At 61.3% G+C, this 17160-nt stretch carries 12 protein-coding genes; 8 read left to right on the forward strand and 4 right to left on the reverse strand.

The genetic code is table 11. The features are described 5' to 3' along the window. Positions 1 to 81: 81 nt before the first annotated feature. Positions 82 to 1422 carry a substrate-binding domain-containing protein gene (locus ASD95_RS09500; protein ID WP_056724075.1) on the reverse strand — a complete coding sequence of 447 codons (1341 nt, stop codon included), beginning with the start codon at positions 1420 to 1422 and terminating at the stop codon, positions 82 to 84. Positions 1423 to 1563: 141 nt separating this feature from the next. Then, entirely contained in the window at positions 1564 to 2376 is an 813-nt protein-coding gene (gene xthA / locus ASD95_RS09505) for an exodeoxyribonuclease III (protein WP_056724077.1), read from the reverse strand. A gap of 309 nt (positions 2377 to 2685) precedes the next feature. On the opposite strand from xthA, the gene ASD95_RS09510 reads away from it, so the two are divergent. The 7 genes from ASD95_RS09510 (at position 2686) to ASD95_RS09540 (ending at position 13862) form a co-directional block, all read left to right on the forward strand. Then, the gene (locus ASD95_RS09510) at positions 2686 to 3336 is read left to right on the forward strand and encodes a GNAT family N-acetyltransferase (protein WP_056724079.1); all 651 of its coding nucleotides are present in this window, start codon (positions 2686 to 2688) and stop codon (positions 3334 to 3336) included. Positions 3337 to 3401: 65 nt separating this feature from the next. Next, entirely contained in the window at positions 3402 to 5129 is a 1728-nt protein-coding gene (locus tag ASD95_RS09515) for an autotransporter assembly complex protein TamA (protein ID WP_056724081.1), read from the forward strand. Next, complete coding sequence (locus ASD95_RS09520; RefSeq protein WP_056724082.1) at positions 5126 to 8797, forward strand: translocation/assembly module TamB domain-containing protein; 3672 nt, start codon at positions 5126 to 5128, stop codon at positions 8795 to 8797. Before ASD95_RS09515 ends, ASD95_RS09520 begins: the two co-directional genes overlap by 4 nt. 213 nt (positions 8798 to 9010) lie before the next feature. Next, a complete protein-coding gene (locus tag ASD95_RS09525) occupies positions 9011 to 9484 on the forward strand; it encodes a MarR family winged helix-turn-helix transcriptional regulator (RefSeq protein WP_056724084.1) in 474 nt (157 codons plus the stop codon). Further along, positions 9481 to 10950, forward strand: coding sequence for an efflux transporter outer membrane subunit (locus tag ASD95_RS09530; RefSeq protein ID WP_056724086.1), 1470 nt, complete (start codon positions 9481 to 9483; stop codon positions 10948 to 10950). The genes ASD95_RS09525 and ASD95_RS09530 overlap by 4 nt, the downstream gene beginning before the upstream one ends. A 15-nt stretch (positions 10951 to 10965) precedes the next feature. After that, positions 10966 to 12168, forward strand: a complete 1203-nt coding sequence (locus ASD95_RS09535) for an HlyD family secretion protein (RefSeq protein ID WP_056724089.1) — start codon at positions 10966 to 10968, stop codon at positions 12166 to 12168. A gap of 164 nt (positions 12169 to 12332) precedes the next feature. After that, positions 12333 to 13862 carry a DHA2 family efflux MFS transporter permease subunit gene (locus ASD95_RS09540; protein ID WP_056724092.1) on the forward strand — a complete coding sequence of 510 codons (1530 nt, stop codon included), beginning with the start codon at positions 12333 to 12335 and terminating at the stop codon, positions 13860 to 13862. An 86-nt stretch (positions 13863 to 13948) separates the two neighbouring features. Here the strand turns inward: ASD95_RS09540 and lpxH are convergent, their stop codons facing one another. Continuing rightward, complete coding sequence (gene lpxH / locus ASD95_RS09545; RefSeq protein ID WP_056724094.1) at positions 13949 to 14677, reverse strand: UDP-2,3-diacylglucosamine diphosphatase; 729 nt, start codon at positions 14675 to 14677, stop codon at positions 13949 to 13951. Next, the gene (locus tag ASD95_RS09550) at positions 14674 to 15177 is read right to left on the reverse strand and encodes a peptidylprolyl isomerase (RefSeq protein WP_034146890.1); all 504 of its coding nucleotides are present in this window, start codon (positions 15175 to 15177) and stop codon (positions 14674 to 14676) included. Before ASD95_RS09550 ends, lpxH begins: the two co-directional genes overlap by 4 nt. Positions 15178 to 15444: 267 nt before the next feature. Between ASD95_RS09550 and ASD95_RS09555 the strand changes: the two genes are divergently transcribed. Beyond that, positions 15445 to 17142, forward strand: coding sequence for a glutamine--tRNA ligase/YqeY domain fusion protein (locus ASD95_RS09555; RefSeq protein ID WP_056724095.1), 1698 nt, complete (start codon positions 15445 to 15447; stop codon positions 17140 to 17142). Positions 17143 to 17160 lie beyond the last annotated feature (18 nt).

Here is a 17160-nt window from a genome sequence, read left to right on the forward strand (position 1 = left end):
TGGTTTGCGACTGCTGCGCAGCCGAGCGGGACGGTGCGGCGTTCCGACAAGCTCCCTCGCCACATTTGTTCGCATTTCAATTCAATACACCCAAACCTCGACCCGCCGATTCTTGATCCGTCCCTCATCGGCGCTATTGGCCGCCACCGGCATTTCTGCACCGAATCCGCGTATCTCGCGAAACACCACGCCGCTCTTCACCAACTCCCGTCGTACCGCCATGGCCCGCAGCTTCGAGAGCAGATCGGCGCGCGTCGGGTCGCTCTTGGCATCGCCAAAACCCACCAGTGTCACTTGCCCGGCCATTTTGTCTTGCAGCTTTATATAGTCGAGCACTCGCGTCAGGTCTTGCCGCGCCTTGTTGTCCAGGCTGGCACTGCCTTCTTCAAAGCGAAAATTCACCGACAACCGTTGGGCATGACGACTGAGGGACTGGTATCCCTCGGGCATCAGCGCATTCGGCGTGACGGCCATGGCCTGGACGGTCTGGGCAATAAAGCCGTTGGCGGCGACAATCGCTTGCCCTTTGCTGCTTTGGGCATAGGCCACCAGCGCTTGGGCCCAGGGATTTTTTTCCGTCGGTGGCAGGTAAAAGAACAACCGACGGGACAGCGGATAATCTTCGGTGGCAATCAGGCTGTTGAGCGGCGGCATGGCTTGTGATTGACCGTCGATAATGGCCACGGCCTTGGCTTGGCGCACGTAGGGCAAGCCGATAAAACCGATGCCTTGCGGGTCTGCGCTGACCGCATCGGACAGTTGCTCGCTGGACTCGAAGCGTTTCGCCGCGCTGCCGAGGGTTTTCCCACGGCCGCTAAGGACCAGTTCCTTGAAGGTGTCGTAGGTCCCGGACTGATCATCCCGCGCGTACAGATGAATCGGCCCGCCGCGACCGCCGATGTCTTCCCAGGACTTCACCTCGCCACTGAAAATGCGCGCCAGTTGCACGGTGTCGAGTTGGTTCAGCGGATTGTCCGGGTGAAGGATGATCGCCAGGCCATCGATGGCGATGACCTGTTCGGCGCTCGGGCTTTTCAGGTCGCCGAGGGATTGCAGGCTGGCCAGTTCGCTGTCCTTGATCGGGCGCGACGAGGCGGCCAGATCGGCGCTGGCTGTTTTTAGTGCGGTGAAACCGGTACTTGAACCGTGGGCCGCCACTTCCACCACGATCCGACGGCCCTGAACGGTTTCGCCAACGATGCGCAGTTCGTTGGCGGCGTTCGGGGTTTCCCGATGGATCTTGCGCAGGCCCTGTTCACTGAGCAGGCCCTCGACCAGCGCCGGTCCCAATGCCGCGCCGATGGTGTTGGAACCCTGAATCCGCAGCACCGTGCCGTGTTCGGGTGTCGGCAAGTCGCCGGCCGAGGCCGCTTGCGACAAGCCTGTGCACAGCATCATCAAGAACAACACGCGCAGCATCATGCCGGCACCTTACATAACCAAAGGAGGTGTCGGGAGATTAAGTCAGTAAGGTTTCCGAAAGATGACAGTCAAAAGATCGCAGCCTGCGGCAGCTCCTACGGGTATATGTAGGAGCTGCCGCAGGGCGCGATCTTGTGTTTTTTAGCTCAATTCAAGCCAGATCGGCGCATGGTCCGAAGGTTTTTCCATGCCACGCAGTTCGTAGTCCACACCGGCGGCCTTCACCCGTGGCAGCAAACCGTGGGAGGCGAGGATCAGGTCGATGCGCAGGCCGCGCTTGGGCTCGTCTTCGAAGCCACGGCTGCGATAGTCGAACCAGCTGAAGGTGTCGCTCACGTCCGGGTTCAGGTGACGGAAACTGTCCACCAGGCCCCAGTTCTTCAGGCGGGCCATCCACTCGCGCTCTTCCGGCAGGAAGCTGCATTTGCCGGTTTTCAGCCAGCGCTTCATATTGTCCGGACCGATGCCGATGTCGCAGTCTTCCGGGGAAATGTTCACATCGCCCATCACCACCAGCGGCTGGTCGTTCTTGAACTGGCTTTCCAGCAATTGCTGCAAGTCGCCGTAGAAGCGCTCCTTGGCCGGGAACTTGGTCGGGTGGTCGCGGCTTTCGCCCTGTGGGAAATAACCGTTCATGATGGTCACCGGCACACCGTTGGCGTCGGCGAAGGTGCCCCAGATGAAGCGCCGCTGGGCGTCTTCTTCATCGGTGGCAAAACCTTTATGCAGGGCCAGGGGCTCCTGGCGCGAGAGCAGGGCGACGCCGTAATGGCCTTTTTGCCCGTGGAAATACACGTGATAACCCAGGGCCTGCACCTCGGCCAGCGGGAACTGTTCGTCGTGGACCTTGGTTTCCTGCAAGCCGATCACATCGGGCTGGTGCTTTTCGATCAGCGCCGCCAGCTGATGGGGACGGGCACGCAGCCCGTTGATGTTGAAGGAAACGATCTTCATGGTCGGCAGTCCTGGCAAAAGGGCGATGCTAGCTGACATGTGGGAATCGGGCCAGTGTGGGGTGAGGGGATTCGGCTGTGCCTGTCAGTTGTGTATGGGCAGTGATGGCCCTTTCGCGAGCAAGCCCGCTCCCACAAAAGCAAGGCCGGCTCATCACCTGTGGGAGCGGGCTTGCTCCGGGCGGCGTTCCGACGAAGGCGATTACATTGCCTACACTCATTTCGGATCTGTAAGGAACTGTGTCAGCACCGACAGGCTCGTAACAACAAGAGCGCAGCCGCCCGAGCTGTGCTGGGGAGATCAACCGTCATGCCCGAAACCTCGACCGCCATCGCCGATATTCACATGCTCGACAGCGGTTACGCCCGCGAAGCGCGTTCGCTGCTGTACCAGGCTTATCGACACGAGCCGACCTTCGGCTATCTGTTCGAAGCCGAGCGCCCCGGCTATGAACAGCGGGTTCGCGCCACCGTGCGCGAACTGGTGAGCCAGCACTTTCTCCAGGACCTGCCGGCCATCGGCCTGCTGGTCAACGACCGCCTGATCGGCATCGCCCTGATCGCACCGCCGCAACGTCGTCTCGGCGTCACCGAAAGTTGGGCCTGGCGCCTGCGCATGGTGCTCAGCACGGGATTTCGCTGCACCCGTCGCTACCTCGAATATCACGCTGCCGTGGAGGCCTGCGTGCCGAACGAATCGGTGCACGTCCTGCCGTTGCTGGGGGTTCATCCACAGTTCCAGGGCAAACACTTCGGCGAACAACTGTTGCAAGCCGTGCACAACTGGTGCGCCGTGGATGAAAACTCACAGGGCGTGATCCTCGATACCGGGAACCCTCGCTACCTGGAGTTCTATAAGCGCCAGGGCTATCAGGAAATTGGTGAAGTTGCCGTAGGACCGATTCGCGAGCACGTGTTTTTTCACCCCAATCCCCAGGTGTTACATACTGCAACCGCTTGATCGGCGAACTTTCCGGGTAAGTCAGGCTCTATCACGCTCTCAAGCTCGTGATAGCATCCGCGCCTATGAAGTTTCCAGGAAGAATTACCAGTGGTGTACTGATGCTGATGACCAGCTGCGCAGCGCTGGCACAAAGTGAATTGGATGTGCGGATCAAACCGTCCAATGATGAGCTGAAGGCCAATATCGAAGGCTATATCGGCAACCTCGGCGATCGCGATGAAGAAGCGTTGCTGCGCTTCAGCCGTGGCGCCGAAGAGCAGGCGCGTAAGGCCGCCCAGGCCTTGGGTTATTACCAGCCGCACATCGACAGCGAAGTGAAGGGCGGCGAAAAGCCGCGCCTGGTGCTTACGGTCGACCCCGGCGAGCCGGTGCACTTGCGCAACGTCACGGTGCGTGTCGACGGTCCGGCAGCTTCCCTCAAGGCCTTTCGAATCCCCAAGGGCGACACGCTCAAGCCCGGTGCCGTGCTCAACCATGGGCATTACGAGGACGCCAAGCGTCTGATCCAGAATCAGGCTTCGCGCTATGGTTTTTTCAGCGGCCGGTTCACCCGTTCAAAACTGTCGGTCGACCCCCGTGCCGGCGTCGCCGATATCGAACTGATCTATGAAAGCGGTCCGCGCTATACCCTGGGCAAGGTCAGTTTCGAGGGCGATACACCGTTCGATGACGACCTGCTGCAACGCATGGTGCCGTTCAAGACCGGCACGCTGTATGACTCGGAACTGATCGCCGAACTCAATCAGAACCTGCAATCGAGCGGCTACTTCGAAGGCGTTCGCGTGGACGCGGCACCCACGGCGTCCAGGGACGAAGCAATTCCGGTGGACGTCAAGCTCGAAACCCGCAAACCGCGGACCATGGGCCTGGGCCTTGGCTTTTCCACCGACGTCGGTCCACGGGCCAAGGCCAACTGGACCCGGCACTGGGTCAACGCGCAAGGGCACAGTTATGGCTGGGAAACCGAAGTCTCGGCACCTCGGCAAAACGTCGGGCTGTTCTACGACATTCCGTTGGACCCGCCCCTGACCGACAAACTGCGTTTTGCCGGTGGCTACCAGAATGAAGACATCGCCGATAAGGAAAGCCACAGCAAGCTGCTGACCCTCGGTCCCGAGTGGCACAGCAAGTTGCCCAGCGGCTGGCAACGGGTGGTATCGCTGAAGTGGCAGCGCGAGGATTACCAACTGGGCGACGACTCGGGACTCAGTACCTTGCTGATGCCCGGTGTGAGCTATTCGTACCTCAAAAGCGACAACCGCATCGACCCGCACAACGGCTATCGCCTGCAATTTGAATCCAAAGTGGCCAAGGAAGGTTTGGGTTCCGACAGCAACCTGCTCTACGGCACGGCATTGGTCAAAGGCTTGACCACGGTGTTCGATAAACACCGCTTCCTCGGGCGGGTGCAGGTCGGCGGCAGTGCAACCAACGGCTTCAAATCGGTACCGCCATCGTTGCGCTTCTTCGCCGGTGGTGACCAGAGCGTGCGTGGCTACGATTATCAGAGCCTGTCCCCGGAAAACTCCGACGGCGACCGCATCGGTGGTCGCTACATGGTCGCCGCCAGTGCCGAATATCAGTATTCCGTCGCCGAAAAATGGCGGGTCGCGACCTTTGTCGATCAGGGCAATGCCTTCAACACACTCGAACTGCCGAACCTCAAGACCGGGGTCGGTATCGGCGTGCGCTGGGTATCGCCGGTGGGGCCGATCCGCCTCGACCTGGCCCATGCGCTGGACGACGATGGCGGCATTCGACTGCACTTTTCCATGGGGCCTGAGCTGTGAAGCGTGGTTTGAAAGCAACACTGCTGACAATGGCTGCGCTGGTGGCAGTGGTTGTCCTGACGCTGGCCACGGTGCTGGGCACGGCGACGGGCAGCCGCTGGGCGTTGGGCTTCGTGCCGGGCTTGACCCTGGACAACTTCCAGGGCCGGTTGGGCGGGCAGTGGAGTGCCGATCGGGTGCTGTGGCAGCAGGACAGCAACCAGGTTGAGCTGAGCAAAGTGATTTTCGCCTGGTCGCCGTTGTGCCTGACGCGAATGACCCTGTGCATCGAGCAGTTGCAGGCCGATCAGGTCAGCCTGACGTTCCCGCCGGGTGCCGAAGAGCCAGACAGCGGCCCGATAACGCTCCCGGAACTCAAATTACCGTTGGCCCTCGAACTGGGGGAAATCAAGGTCGGCAGCCTGTTGTTCAACGGCAGCGAAGAACTCAAGGGTTTGCAACTGGCGGCGCACTGGACGACGGCCGGCTTGAAGATCGACGCGGTGTCGATACAGCGCGATGACCTGAGCCTGAACCTGTCCGGACTGCTGCAACCCTCCGGCAACTGGCCCCTCAGCGCCTCCGGCAAGCTGACGCTGTTGTCGACGCCAGAACCCCTGGCGCTGGCGCTGAAAGTCGATGGCGACCTGCTCAAGACCCTGAACCTGAAAGCCGACAGCAGCGGTTACCTCAACGGGCAACTGACCGGCGAACTGCAACCACTGGTGGAAAACCTGCCGGCCAAGGTACGGATCACCGCCGATGGCTTCAAGCCCAGTGCCGATCTGCCGGATACCCTGCAACTCAATCAGCTGGAACTCACCGGCGCTGGTGACCTGAAGAACGGCTACGCGCTGCTCGGCAAAGCCACGCTGCCCGCCGAGCAAGGGCCAGTCGCCCTGGCGCTGCAAGGCAAGGTTGACGCCAAGGGCGCGCAGATTGCCGCGCTGGACCTGACCGCCAACGACAAGCAAAGCCTCAAGCTCACAGGGCTTGTGGATTGGAGCAAGGGCCTGAGCGCCGAGGCGAAGATCGACTGGCTGGATTTCCCGTGGCACAGGCTCTATCCGCTTATCGACGAACCGCAAGTTGCGCTTCGCACGTTCACCGGCGAAGTCTCTTACACCGACGGCAAGTACCTCGGGCATTTCGTCGCCGCGGCGGACGGTCCGGCCGGCGCCTTCACCCTGGCCAGCCCGTTCGCGGGCGACCTGACGAAAATCTACCTGCAACAGATTCAACTCCAGGCCGGGCAGGGCAAGGCTGAGGGGCACCTGAACCTGCAATTCGCCGATGGCATTGCCTGGGACACCGCGCTGGACCTGTCGGCGATCAACCCTGCGTACTGGGTTGCGGAGCTGCCAGGCACACTGGCCGGGCCGTTGCGCAGCACGGGCGAGCTGAAAAACGAAACGCTCAGCCTCAATGCCGACCTGGATCTCAAGGGCAAGCTGCGCGGTCAGCCAGCGGTGATCCAGGCTAAGGCCGACGGCCGTGGCGAGCAATGGAGCCTCAATACCCTGCAAGTTCGCCTCGGCGACAACAGCATCAGCGGCAAAGGCAGCCTGCAACAGAAACTCGCCGGCCAGATCGATCTCAAGCTACCGCGCCTGGCCCAGCTCTGGCCGCAACTGCGCGGCCAGCTCAATGGCCGCGTGGATGTCGCCGGCACGCTCAAGGCGCCCCAAGGCAAGCTTGACCTGCAAGGCTCGCAACTGGTTTTCCAGGACAATCGCCTGCAAAGCCTTAACCTGGACGCCACGCTGGACAGTGCGCAACGGGCGAAAATCGGCCTCAAGGGCAGCGGCATCCAGGCCGGCGACACTGCACTGGGAACCCTGACCGCCAGCGGCCAGGGCGACATCAAGAACCAGAAGCTGAGCCTCGACCTGCAAGGGCCGAAGCTGAAACTGGCGCTGGGGCTGGACGGTGCGCTGGACAAAGGCAACTGGCGCGGGCGCCTGGCCAGTGGTGATATCCAGGCCGGTGGCCAGGACTGGAAGCTGCAAGGGCCGGCGAAACTCGAACGCCTGGCGGACGGCAAGATCAGCTTTGGAGCCCATTGCTGGGCATCCGGCCAGGCCAGCCTGTGCGGTGAAGACTCGCGCCTGATGCCCGAGCCAAAGTTGCGTTATCACCTCAAGCAATTCCCGATCGACAGTCTCGCGCAGTGGTTGCCGAAGGATTTCGCCTGGCAGGGCCGGCTCAATGCCGACCTGCAACTGGACCTGCCGGCCAGTGGCCCGAACGGCCAGGTCAGCGTCGATGCCGGCGGCGGCACATTGCGCATCAAGGACAAGGACCAGTGGCTGGACTTCCCGTACCAGACCCTGAAACTCACCAGCAAACTCACGCCCAAGCGCATCGACAGCGAGCTCAACTTCGTCGGCGGCAAACTCGGCGAACTGATGGTGCAAGCGCAGCTCAATCCGCTGCCAAAGAACAAGCCGTTGAGCGGCTCGTTCCGTTTGAGCGGGCTGGACCTGTCGGTGGCGCGACCGTTCGTGCCGATGGTCGAGAAACTGACCGGGCGCTTGAATGGCAGCGGCACGATTTCCGGTGGGCTGCTGGCGCCGCAGGTCAATGGCAGTCTGCAACTCAGCGACGGTCAGATCTCCGGGCCTGAATTGCCGATGGAGCTGAAAAACCTGCACGTTCAAGCGCTCATCGCCGGTGAAAGCGTGCAATTGAACGGTGGCTGGAACAGCGGCAAGGCCGGGCAGGGCAGCCTGAATGGCAACATCTCCTGGGGCCAGGCGCTGGTGGTGGACCTGGCGCTCAAGGGGTCGCAACTGCCGGTCACCGTCGAGCCTTACGCCAAGCTGGAAGTGGCACCGGACCTGAAGATCTCGATGAAGGGCGACGAACTGGCCATCGCCGGCAAAGTGCTGGTGCCCAGGGGCGACATCACCATTCGCGAGTTGCCGCCGTCGACGGTCAAGGTTTCCGATGACACGGTGATCATCGGTCAGCAGACCGAGGAGGGCAAAGCACCGCTGGCAATGAAGATGGACATCGAAGTGCTGGTCGGCGAGGACAAGCTGAGCTTTGCAGGATTTGGCCTGACCGCAAATGTCCAGGGGCATGTGCACATCGGCGACAACATGGACACCCGCGGCGAACTGTGGCTTAACGACGGCCGATATCGCGCCTACGGCCAGCGGCTTTCGGTGCGCCGGGCGCGCTTGCTGTTTGCCGGGCCCATCGATCAGCCGTACCTGGACATCGAGGCCATTCGCAAGACCGACGACATCATCGCCGGCATTCGTTTGAGTGGCAGCGCCGAACAGCCGACCACGCAGATCTTCTCCGAGCCGGCCATGAGTCAGGAGCAGGCCCTGTCCTATCTGGTGCTCGGGCGTCCGCTGAGCAGCAATGGCGAAGACAACAACATGCTCGCCCAGGCGGCTCTCGGGTTGGGCTTGATGGGCAGCTCCGGGGTGACCAGCGGCATCGCCAAGAACCTGGGCATCCAGGACTTCCAGCTCGACACCCAGGGCAGTGGCGACGCCACCAGCGTGGTGGCCAGTGGCAATATTTCCGAAAAGCTCAGCCTGCGCTACGGTGTCGGCGTGTTCGAACCGGCCAACACCATTGCCTTGCGCTACAAGCTGAGCAAGAAGGTCTACCTCGAAGCCGCGGGTGGCGTGGCCAGTTCGCTGGATATCTTCTACAAGCGGGATTTCTAGTCCCTTCAAAATCAAAAGATCGCAGCCTTCGGCAGCTCCTACAGGGTTTTGTGTACACCTGTAGGAGCTGCCGAAGGCTGCGATCTTTTTGCTTATATCCGATGCCTTTAGTCAACTAAATACAAAGCTTCCTAACTATTGCGTTGACATTCGCTGCTTAGGCAGTAATATCTCGACATACATTCACTGCCTAGGCAGCTAATTGGTGGTCAGATGAAACATTTCTCTCCTGAAGATTTCCAGAATTGCCATCTCGGCCTGCTGCTCGGACGTGCCGCGCTGCTCAAGGACCGGATCATCGACACCCACATGGAACCCCACGGCATCACCGCCGCGCAGTTCAAAGTGTTGATCATCATCGCCCAGTTCGGCGTCGATTCGCCGGGCGAGTTGTGCCGTCACCTGTCCCTGGACAGCGGCTCGATGACGCGCATGCTCGATCGTCTGGAACAGAAAGGTTTCCTTGCCCGCCAACGCTCCGAGGCGGATCGCCGTCAGGTGCAGTTGGTACTGACCGAAGAAGGGCAGAAGCTGGCCGACCGCCTGCCGAACATCGGCGCCGAAGCCATGAATGAACTGGCCGGCGCCATCACTCCGGACGAACTGAAAACCCTGGAGCTGATCCTGAAGAAAATTCTGGTGGCAGCCGGTGACGCGATCACCCTGCTGCGGGTAGGTGACAAATGAGCAGTAACCCCTTGCGTACCGGCCTGAGCCTGGTGCTGTTGGCCATGAGCGTCGCCGGTTGCGCCAGTTACAGCGGCCTGAAAACCGAAGGTGTCAGCCTTGACGCGAAGACCCTCAAGGCCGGGCAATCCCTCAGCGGTGTGACGTTGTCACCCGCGGCCTGGCCGAAAAGCGACTGGTGGAAAAGCCTCGGCGACCCGCAACTCGACGGCCTGATCCGCGAGGCCTTGCGCGACAGCCCGGACATGCAGATCGCCGACGCCCGTGCCCATCAGGCCAGCGCTGCCGCTTCCGCCGCCGACGCCGAGCGGATGCCGACCCTGGATGCCAGCGCCGGTGTCAGTCGCTCACGCCTGGCCCGGGACCAGGATCCGCTCGGGCAGGGTGACGCGTACGCCACCGTGCGCAACATCAGCACCAGCTTCAACTACAACTTTGACCTGTGGGGCGGTCAGCGCGATGCCTGGGAAGCGGCCCTCGGCCAGGCCCGCGCCGCCGAAGTCGACCAGCAGGCTGCGCAACTGACCCTGGCCGCCGATGTCGCCCGGGCCTATAGCGATCTTGGCCAGGCACACATCGTCTATGACCTGTCCAGCGAAGACCTCAAGCGCACCCGGCAAATGCTCGACCTGAGCCAGCGACGCCTGACTGCCGGGATCGACAGCCAGTACCAGTTCCAGCAGACCGAAAGCCTGGAAGCCACTTCCCAGGCCAACCTGATCGACGCCGAAAAACGCTTGAACAGCGCGAAAATCGCCCTGGCCGTTCTGCTCGGCAAAGGCCCGGACCGCGGCAATGAAATTGCCCGCCCGAACATTCTTCAGCCGGGTGCGGTAGCGCTACCTTCGGTGCTGCCGGCCGAGTTGCTCGGGCGCCGACCGGACCTGGTGGCCGCGCGCTGGCGCGTCGAAGCGGCGAGCAAAAGCATCGACGCCGGCAAGACCCGGTTCTATCCCAACCTGAATCTCAGCGCCGCTGCCGGTGCCGAATCCTTGCTGGGCGATGCGATGTTTGGTTCGGCCAGTCGTTTCTTCAACATTGCACCGACGATCTCGGTGCCGATCTTCGACGGTGGCCGCCTGCGTGCCGACCTCGATTCGCGCGACGCCGATTACGACCTCGCCGTGGCGCAGTACAACAAAAGCCTGGTCAAGGCGCTGGGGGATGTCAGTGACAGCATCAACCAGTTGCGTGATATCGGCCGGCAGATCGCTGCCCAGCGGCACGCCACCGACATCGCCCAGGATTCCTACAACACCGTGGTCCAGCGTTACGGTTCCGGCATCGGCAACTACCTGGACGTGCTCAGCATCGAGCAGCAATTGCTCCAGGCCCAGCGCCAGCTGGCCAACCTGAATGCCGAGCAGATTGACCTGTCGATCCAACTGATGCAGGCGCTGGGCGGCGGTTTCCAGCCTGAGGCCATCGCCTCGGCCAGCGCCACGCCAGCCACGTTGACCCACTAATTCAAGGTACTTGTCATGGCCACTGCCGATACGACCCAACCTCCTGAAAACACCCAAGGCAACCCCAATTCGGGAAAGCGCAAGTTCATGCTGCTGGTCCTGGCCGCCGCCGTCGTGCTCGGTGGCGCGGGCGTCTGGGCCTACCACGAGTTCTACGGGCGCTGGAGCGAAAGCACCGACGACGCCTATGTGAACGGCAACGTGGTGGAAATCACCCCGCTGGTCACTGGCACCGTGGTCAGCATCGGCGCCGATGACGGCGATCTGGTCCATGAAGGCCAGGTGCTGGTGAACTTCGACCCGAACGACGCCGAAATCGGTCTGCAAAATGCCCAGGCCAACCTGGCGCGTACCGTGCGCCAGGTGCGTGGCTTGTACAGTGATGTGGATGGCATGAAGGCCCAGGTCAACGCCCAGAAAGCCGAAGTGCAAAAGGCCCAGGACAACTTCAGCCGGCGCAAGAATCTCGCCGCCGGCGGGGCGATTTCCCAGGAAGAGCTGTCCCACGCCCGCGACGACCTGACCTCGGCGCAAAACGCCCTGGCCAATGCCGAACAGAAGCTCAAGACCACCAGTGCGCTGGTCGATGACACCGTGGTTTCATCGCACCCGGACGTGATGGCCGCCGCCGCGCAACTGCGTCAGGCCTATCTGAACAACTCGCGCAGCGTCCTGATTGCACCGGTCACCGGTTACGTGGCCAAGCGTTCTGTACAGCTTGGTCAGCGTGTACAACCGGGTACCGCGCTGATGGCGGTGATTCCCCTGGATCAGCTGTGGATCGACGCCAACTTCAAGGAAACCCAGCTGCGCGACATGCGCATCGGCCAGCCAGTGGAGATCGAGACTGACCTGTACGGCAGTAGCGTGAAATACAGCGGCACCATCGACAGCCTCGGCGCCGGGACCGGCAGCGCCTTTGCCCTGCTGCCGGCGCAGAACGCCACCGGCAACTGGATCAAGATCGTGCAGCGCGTGCCGGTGCGGGTCCACGTCAACGCTGAGGAGCTGGCCAAACACCCGTTGCGGGTCGGTCTGTCGACCATGGTCGATGTGGACCTGCACGACCAGAGCGGGCCAGTGCTGGCGCAACAGCCGCCGCAAAAGGCTTCGTTCAGCACCAATGTCTACGACCGTCAGTTGGCCGAGGCCGATGCGATGATCACCCAGCTGATCCACGACAACAGCGCAGCGGTCAGCAAGACCGCGCAACGCTGATATGCCATTACATCGACCCTGTGGGAGCGGGCTTGCTCGCGAAGGCGGAGCGTCAGGCGACATCCATGTCGAGTGTGCCGACCTCTTCGCGGGCAACCCCGCTCCCACAGGGTTAGCTGCGTCTGTAACAGGCACAGCGCCAGATCAGCTCCAAAGGATTCGCGATGAGCAATAACGCGTCTTTCACACCGCCCAGCCTGTTGCTCAGCACCATCGGCCTGTCGCTGGCGACCTTCATGCAAGTGCTCGACACCACCATTGCCAACGTGGCGCTACCGACGATTTCCGGCAACCTGGGCGTGAGCTCGGAGCAGGGCACCTGGGTCATCACCTCGTTCGCCGTGAGCAACGCCATCGCCTTGCCGCTGACCGGTTGGCTCAGTCGGCGTTTCGGCGAGGTGAAGCTGTTTGTCTGGGCGACGCTGCTGTTCGTGCTGGCTTCGTTCCTGTGCGGGATTTCCACCTCGATGCCGGAGCTGGTGGGCTTCCGGGTGCTGCAAGGGGTAGTGGCCGGACCGCTGTACCCAATGACCCAGACCCTGCTGATTGCGGTCTACCCCCCGGCGAAACGGGGGCTGGCGCTAGCGCTGTTGGCGATGGTCACGGTGGTCGCGCCGATTGCCGGGCCGATCCTCGGCGGCTGGATCACCGACAGCTACAGCTGGCCATGGATTTTTTTCATCAACGTGCCGATCGGTCTGTTCGCGGCATGGGTGGTGACCCAGCAGATGAAAAAGCGCCCGGTGGTCACCAGCCGCCAGCCGATGGATTACGTCGGTCTGATCGCACTGATCATTGGCGTCGGGGCGCTGCAGATCGTGCTCGACAAGGGCAACGATGCCGATTGGTTCGAATCCAGCTTCATCGTGATCGGCTCGGTGATTTCGGTGGTGGCCCTGGCGTTTTTCGTGATCTGGGAAATGACCGACGAACACCCGGTGGTCAACCTGCGCCTGTTTGCCCATCGCAACTTCCGCTACGGCACCATCGTACTGATCCTGGGCTATGCCGGGTTTTTCGGGATCAACCTGATTCTGCCGCAGTGGCTGCAAACGCGGCTGGGCTACACCGCAACCTGGGCCGGTTTTGCGGTGGCGCCGCTGGGGATCCTGCCGGTGCTGCTGGCGCCGTTTGTCGGCAAATACGCACCGAAATTCGACATGCGCCTGCTGGCGGGCGGGGCGTTCCTGGCCATCGGCCTGAGCTGTTTCATGCGCGCCGGCTTCACCAATGAAGTGGACTTCCAGCACATCGCACTGGTGCAGTTGTTCATGGGGATCGGCGTGGCGCTGTTCTTCATGCCGACCCTGACCATCCTGCTCTCGGACCTGCCGCCGAGCCAGATTGCCGACGGCTCCGGCCTGGCGACGTTTTTGCGGACCTTGGGCGGCAGTTTTGCGGCGTCGCTGACGACCTGGATCTGGATTCGACGGGCTGATCAGCATCACGCCTACCTGACCGAAAGCATCACCCCGTTCGATCCGGCGACTCGCGAAGCATTGACCAACCTGGGCGGGGCAGGGGCCAAGGCCTACACGCAGCTGGAGCAGACTGTGATCAGTCAGGCGTACATCATGTCCACGGTGGACTACTTCACCCTGTTGGGCTGGATGTTCATGGGTTTGATACTGATTGTGTGGCTAGCCAAACCGCCATTCACCGCCAAGGCGGGGCCTGCTTCGGCAGGGCACTGACTAGCCAAGATCGCAGCCTTCGGCAGCTCCTACAGAGGCATGTGTACACTCTGTAGGAGCTGCCGAAGGCTGCGATCTTTTGATCTTTAAGGCGCTGCGAAATCAAAGGGCGCCAGCGCAAACCCTTGCTCATCCACCTGCAACGCCCACCCTTGACGATCCCAATCCCCCAGCACAATGCGCCTGGCCGCTTGCTCGCCAAGCTGCAACTTGTGAATCGCGGGACGGTGGGTGTGCCCGTGGATCAAGGTCTTCACGCCGTATTCCTGCATGATCCGCGGAATCTCTTCGGGCGTGACATCGACAATGTCGTTGGCCTTCATCCGCGTTTGCGCGCGGCTTTCACTGCGCAGCTTGCGCGCCAGCTTGTGCCGGGTGCGCAGCGGCAGATGCCGCAGGATGAACAGGGTAATCGGGTTGCGCAGGTAGCGACGCAGCTTCATATAGGCTTCGTCGCGGGTGCAGAGGCTGTCGCCGTGCATCAGCAGCACCGGCTCGCCGTTGAACTGCACGACACTCGGATCTTTCAGCAAGGTGCAGCCGGCTGCTTTGCAGAAGGCCTTGCCGAGCATGAAGTCGCGATTGCCGTGCATCAGGAAAATGGCCGTGCCGCTGTCGCTTAACTCGCGCAGGGCCTGGCAGATGGAGCGCTGGAAGGGTGTCATGGCGTCGTCGCCAATCCACACCTCGAAGAAGTCGCCCAGAATGTACAACGCACTCGCCGAGCGGGCGCGTCCGGCGAGCAAATCCAGAAACGCCCGGGTAATGTCCGGGCGCTCCTCTTCCAGATGTAAATCTGAAATCAGCAATATCACTCAATGATCTCGGCTTTCTCGATGATCACGTCGTCTGCTGGTACGTCCTGGTGGCCGGACTTGGAAGTGGTGGCCACGCCTTTGATCTTGTCGACAACGTCGGTGCCTGCGGTCACTTTACCGAATACCGCGTAGCCCCAGCCCTGAACGTTCTTGCCGCTGTGGTTCAGGAAGCTGTTGTCGGCCACGTTGATGAAGAACTGTGCGGAAGCCGAATGCGGCTCCATGGTGCGGGCCATGGCGACGGTGTACTTGTCGTTGGAAAGACCGTTGTCAGCTTCGTTCTGGATGCTTGGGCGCTTGTCTTTCTTTTCTTTCATGCCTGGCTCGAAACCGCCGCCCTGGATCATGAAGTTACCGATGACACGGTGGAAAACGGTGTTTTCGTAGTGACCGGCTTTAACGTACTCGACGAAGTTGGCCACGGTGATCGGGGCCTTCTCGGCGTTCAGTTCGAGGACGATGTCGCCGTGGTTGGTAGTCAGTTTGACTTGGGTCATGATCAACACTCTTTTAGGGAGAAGCATACTTTATGAATTCGTGGTTTTGGGAGGTTCCATCCCGCAACCGGTTCAGCCTGTCTCGGCCAAGGTGCGCAGTTTAGCGTGACAGGCGCGAATTTCGAGGCTGTTTTTTCATTTACGGCCTATTAAATGCGACGGTTTACAGAGTGCGCTCTGTCAGGTACTTGACGGCATCGGCTATGATAGCGGCTTTGTTTTGTCCGGCCTTCATTACGGCCACGCACTTGTACGTTCAAGGATCCTATGAGCAAGCCCACTGTCGACCCTACCTCGAATGCCAAGACCGGCCCTGCCGTGCCGGTCAACTTCCTGCGGCCGATCATCCAGGCAGACCTGGACTCGGGCAAGCACACGCAGATCGTCACCCGTTTCCCGCCTGAACCCAACGGCTACCTGCACATCGGCCACGCCAAGTCGATCTGCGTGAACTTCGGCCTGGCCCAGGAGTTCGGCGGCGTCACGCACCTGCGTTTCGACGACACCAACCCGGCCAAGGAAGACCAGGAATACATCGACGCGATCGAAAGCGACGTCAAATGGCTGGGCTTCGAATGGTCCGGCGAAGTGCGCTACGCCTCGCAGTATTTCGACCAGTTGCATGACTGGGCGGTGGAGCTGATCAAATCCGGCAATGCCTACGTCGACGACCTGACCCCTGAGCAAGCCAAGGAATACCGTGGCAGCCTGACCGAGCCGGGCAAGAACAGCCCGTTCCGCGAGCGCAGCGTCGAAGAGAACCTGGACCTGTTCGCCCGCATGAAAGCCGGCGAGTTCAAGGACGGTGCGCGGGTGCTGCGGGCCAAGATCGACATGGCCTCGCCGAACATGAACCTGCGTGACCCGATCATGTATCGCATCCGTCACGCGCACCACCACCAGACCGGTGACAAGTGGTGCATCTACCCGAACTACGACTTCACCCACGGTCAGTCGGACGCCATCGAAGGCATCACCCATTCGATCTGCACCCTGGAGTTCGAAAGCCACCGTCCGCTGTACGAGTGGTTCCTCGAGCATCTGCCGGTGCCGGCCAACCCGCGCCAGTACGAGTTCAGCCGCCTGAACCTGAACTACACCATCACCAGCAAGCGCAAGCTCAAGCAGTTGGTCGATGAAAAGCACGTCAACGGTTGGGACGACCCGCGCATGTCCACGCTGTCGGGTTTCCGCCGCCGTGGCTACACGCCGAAATCGATCCGCAACTTCTGCGAAATGATCGGCACCAACCGTTCCGACGGCGTGGTGGACTTCGGCATGCTCGAATTCAGCATCCGTGACGACCTCGACCACAGCGCCCCGCGCGCCATGTGCGTGCTGCGTCCGTTGAAAGTCGTGATCACCAACTACCCGGAAGGCCAGGTCGAGAATCTCGAACTGCCGTGCCACCCGAAAGAAGACATGGGCGTGCGCGTCCTGCCGTTCGCTCGCGAAATCTACATCGACCGTGAAGACTTCATGGAAGAGCCGCCGAAGGGCTACAAGCGCCTGGAACCGGCCGGTGAAGTGCGCCTGCGCGGCAGCTACGTGATCCGTGCCGACGAAGCGATCAAGGACGCCGATGGCAACATCGTCGAACTACGCTGCTCGTACGATCCGGACACCCTGGGCAAGAACCCGGAAGGTCGCAAGGTCAAAGGCGTGGTTCACTGGGTACCGGCCGCGGCCAGCGTCGAGTGCGAAGTGCGTCTGTACGATCGTCTGTTCCGTTCGGCCAACCCAGAGAAGGCCGAAGACAGCGCCAGTTTCCTGGACAACATCAACCCTGATTCGCTGCAGGTACTCACCGGTTGTCGTGCTGAACCCTCGTTGGGCAATGCACAGCCGGAAGACCGTTTCCAGTTCGAGCGCGAAGGTTACTTCGTTGCTGATTTGAAGGACTCGAAACCAGGTCAGCCGGTATTCAACCGTACCGTGACCCTGCGTGATTCGTGGGGCCAGTGATTTAGCGTCAAGGAACTA

The sequence above is a fragment of the Pseudomonas sp. Root71 genome, from assembly GCF_001429045.1.
Taxonomy (GTDB): Bacteria; Pseudomonadota; Gammaproteobacteria; order Pseudomonadales; family Pseudomonadaceae; genus Aquipseudomonas; species Aquipseudomonas monachiensis.